This window comes from Bacillus sp. B15-48 (genome assembly GCF_016879755.1).
GTDB lineage: Bacteria > Bacillota > Bacilli > Bacillales > Cytobacillaceae > Mesobacillus_B.
In genome coordinates, this window is the sequence record NZ_WOFU01000027.1 from 1 (window position 1) to 3733 (window position 3733).

The 3733-nt window shown below is 35.5% G+C and carries 2 protein-coding genes; both read left to right on the top strand.

Annotated features, from left to right (window positions below):
- On the top strand, positions 1 to 1073 hold a 1073-nt coding region (locus GNT69_RS25230; protein ID WP_203557728.1), incomplete at its 5' end, for a ParB/RepB/Spo0J family partition protein.
- Positions 1066 to 3618, top strand: a complete 2553-nt coding sequence (locus GNT69_RS25235) for an SNF2-related protein (RefSeq protein WP_203557729.1) — start codon at positions 1066 to 1068, stop codon at positions 3616 to 3618. The genes GNT69_RS25230 and GNT69_RS25235, both read left to right, overlap by 8 nt.
- Positions 3619 to 3733: the final 115 nt, after the last annotated feature.

The following is a 3733-nucleotide window of genomic DNA, read 5'->3' on the forward strand; positions in this document are numbered from 1 at the left end:
AAAATGGCCGTATTGCCACGCACATCAGTAAATATATCGATGAACACGGCAGCTTTAACTTTGAGGATTTGGAAGCCTACAATAACATCGTTCATGATTTTATTGTCAATTCAAATAAACAAGCATTAAGAGACACGAAAAATAATATTAAATTATTTGGACAAAGATTGCCTGGTGTTGTTTTAAAAAACGGCCGGATTGTCGATGGAAACCGTCGTTTTACCTGTTTGCGTGAACTGAATAAGGACGAAGGAAAAGATTATTATTTTGAAGCAGTTATTTTAGACACGGACCAAGGCATCTCTGCTAAAGATGTGAAGAGACTCGAGCTTAATCTCCAACATGCGGAAGAAAAGCCAGTTGATTACAACCCTATCGACAACCTAGTAGATGTATATAGAGACTTAGTGGAAAATAAAATTTTCACGGTACAAGAATACGCTACTAATACGAATAAAAAAGAAAAAGAAGTAGAGAAATTGAAAACAGAAGCCATGTTAATGGTAGAGTTTCTTGATTTCATTAACGCCAAAGGAAAGTACTATATTGCCCGTGATTTAAAGCTGGACGGTCCTTTCCAAGAGATAATGTCCATCTTGAAAAGTGTAAGCGACGACCAAAGAGAAGATGTAAAGAACACCCTATTTGCAGCATTGATTACCTCTAATCAAGGAGATTTAACTCGTTTTATCCGTAATATCGGAAAAGATATTATTAAGACTAGCCGTGCAAGTGAATTTATGGATGAATATGAAGACATTACAGCAGAACTACATGATGCCCTTCATGAACAGGAAATCACAGATGTAAACTCGATTGGAAGGGTAATTGCTTCCAATCAAGAATTAAAAGATGAAAGTAATAAAATTATCGAGAAAAAGATTGATGCTTCCCGTACAGATGCAGCTCGCAATAAACCAGTCGACCTCTTAAGCCGCGCTTTTGATACTTTGGATGCCATTGATTCAGTCGCAGTTTCTCTAATGAAGAACGGTAATAAAGAGGAATTCAAGGAAATTTTGAAAAAAGTACAATCTACAATTGATTTATTGGAAGAAAAGGTAAATGTATAAAGAATTAACGTTAAAACCAAGTTATTATTCACAAGAGGGAGATTTAATACGGGATTTTTACAATCCCGTATTATCCTGCTCCATCACTTACGACCGGGTAAGTGGTTATTTTAGTTCAAAGGCGTTAGCTGCCTATTCCAAAGGACTCAGTGGCTTAATCCAAAACGATGGTCGATACCGCTTGATTATATCAGAACATATTAGTGAAGAAGATTTTGACCTCATTAAAAGTGGCTATAATCTTCGGGAAAAGTATGGTTCGAGATTGCTATCTAAACTCGAAGAAACGCTTACTCTCGAAGAGCAAGTGCATTTCTATAATCTTGCCCACTTAATTGCAAATGGTTATGTAGACATTAAGATAGGATTTGTGAAAGAAGGTTTATTCCATTCTAAATTCGGAATTTGTAAAGATAAAGAAGAAAATACCATTTATTTTTCCGGCTCCAACAACGAAACATTTGCAGCTATTGCCCACAACTATGAAGCATTTGACGTGACTACTTCCTGGTTATCATCGGAATTTGATCAACAAAAGCTATACAAGGCTCAACTCCAGTTCGACCAATTATGGAACGACGAAGCACATGATCGAAATATATTTGTGAAAGAAATCAATGACATCGTCAAACAAAAAATCATGACCTATGATAAAGGGAGAATTGTTGTGGATAAAGATATGCTAACAGCTGATGCTCTAATATTAACAATTGAAGGAAACCAACTTGTTCTGCAGGATAATTTAGATAGCTTTGAAATAAACCCTGATGATTTTTATGTCTCTAAGAAATTGAAGCCTTACTATACGGAAGATGGATACCCTAATTTCCTTTCAAACCTTACCTACATAGAGATGCAAAAGGTAATATCTATTTTAGAAAAGTACTCTAGTAGAAAAAAGTTCACCTTTGTAACTAGTAAGAAACTAATTGATTATATTGAAAAGCACGCTTTTTGGATAGAAGAAAGATCCAAATACGGAATGCTGATTAAAGACCGGAATCCGAGGGTAATCACAGACTATAAAAAGTTCGAGTCTATTGTCTCAAAGGAACTTTTTCGACCTTTAAGAGAGCAGCAAATGTGGAGTGCCTTCTATATGACGCAAATGCAAAAGGCAGCAAATTTTTCGGTTCCAGGTGCCGGTAAAACCTCTATGATTTATGGGGTTTTTGCATATTTGAATTCCAATGAGGTAAATAAAGTAGATCGAATCGTTATGATTGGTCCGAAGAACTCTTTTCTATCTTGGAAGCTTGAATTCGATGAGAACTTTGGATCCAAGAAAAAACTAGAGGTATTGGATATCCACTCCGAGAACGCGGCTGATGTTCAATTAAGGTTAAATGGAATAAATAAAAATTTAATTCTGATTAACTACGAATCGCTTCCAAAATACGAAGCAGTTTTGTCGGATATTATCGATGACCGTACGATTCTCGTATTCGATGAGATTCATAAGATTAAGGGGATAACTAGTAAAAGAGCCCAGTTTGCGAAGCGAATTGCAGTAAAACCCAGCTATAAATTTGCTTTAACTGGGACCCCTATTCCTAACTCTTACCAAGATATATATAACTTTTTGAACATCTTGTATCTGGAAGAATATCAAATGTTTTTTAATTTTAAACCAAATGAACTGAAAGAGCCATCTGTAACCATGATTGATGAAATCAATTCTAAGCTGTTCCCTTTCTTTTGGAGAACGACGAAAAAGCAGTTAGCTGTACCAAAAGTAAATGATGATGAACTCATCAAATGTCCTGCTAATACGGATGAACGCGAAATTATTGAATTACTATATCGAAAATACGGTGGTTCCCCACTCCATTTATATATTCGACTTATTCAAGCTTCTACGAATCCGGAGCTTCTATTAAAAGCGGTTGATGTAATAGAGATGTACGGAGAAGAAAATGCTACGGATTGGTTCAATGAGTTTCAGAATGAGCCCATTACTTTCTCTGAAGAAGAGGTAAGTATTATACGCAAAGTGAAAGAAACAACGAAATATCGGGAAGCGCTAAGAGTAGTTCAGGAATTAGATCGTGAAAAGAAGCAAATAATTATTTGGTGCATGTTCGTCAATACAATTGATAAAGTGTATCGGGATTTAATTTCAAAAGGAATCAAAGCTGCTGTAATTTATGGTAGTACTCCCCAAGAAGAAAGGGATTCTATCATAGATAAGTTTAAAAAAGAGGAAATCGAAGTATTAATTACAAATCCGCATACTTTAGCGGAATCTGTATCCCTCCATAAAACGTGCCATGATGCGATTTACTTGGAATATTCATTTAATTTGACACACATGCTTCAATCAAGGGATCGGATTCATCGTTTAGGCCTTCCAGATGACCAATATACGCAATATTATTATATGATGCTTGATACTTTTGACCAGGTGTACAATACCATTGATGAAAAAATCTATACTCGATTGAAAGAAAAAGAAAATCGCATGTTAGAAGCAATTGAAGGTAACGTCCTTGCCCCAGATCCTAACGAAAACATTGATGATATTCTTTCATTGTTTAAACTATAATTTTTTAGATCTTATCCCGAAAGTTCATCTTTCGGGATTTTTTTGTACTTCTTATACCCTAAAAATAATTCTCCTATCCCCTTACCCCATTATTCATCAATCAAAGCGACGGCCC

Coding starts and splice junctions, on each gene's coding strand:
- GNT69_RS25235 (WP_203557729.1), top strand. CDS start 1,066: ATGTATAAAGAATTAACGTTAAAACCAAGTTATTATTCACAAGAGGGA.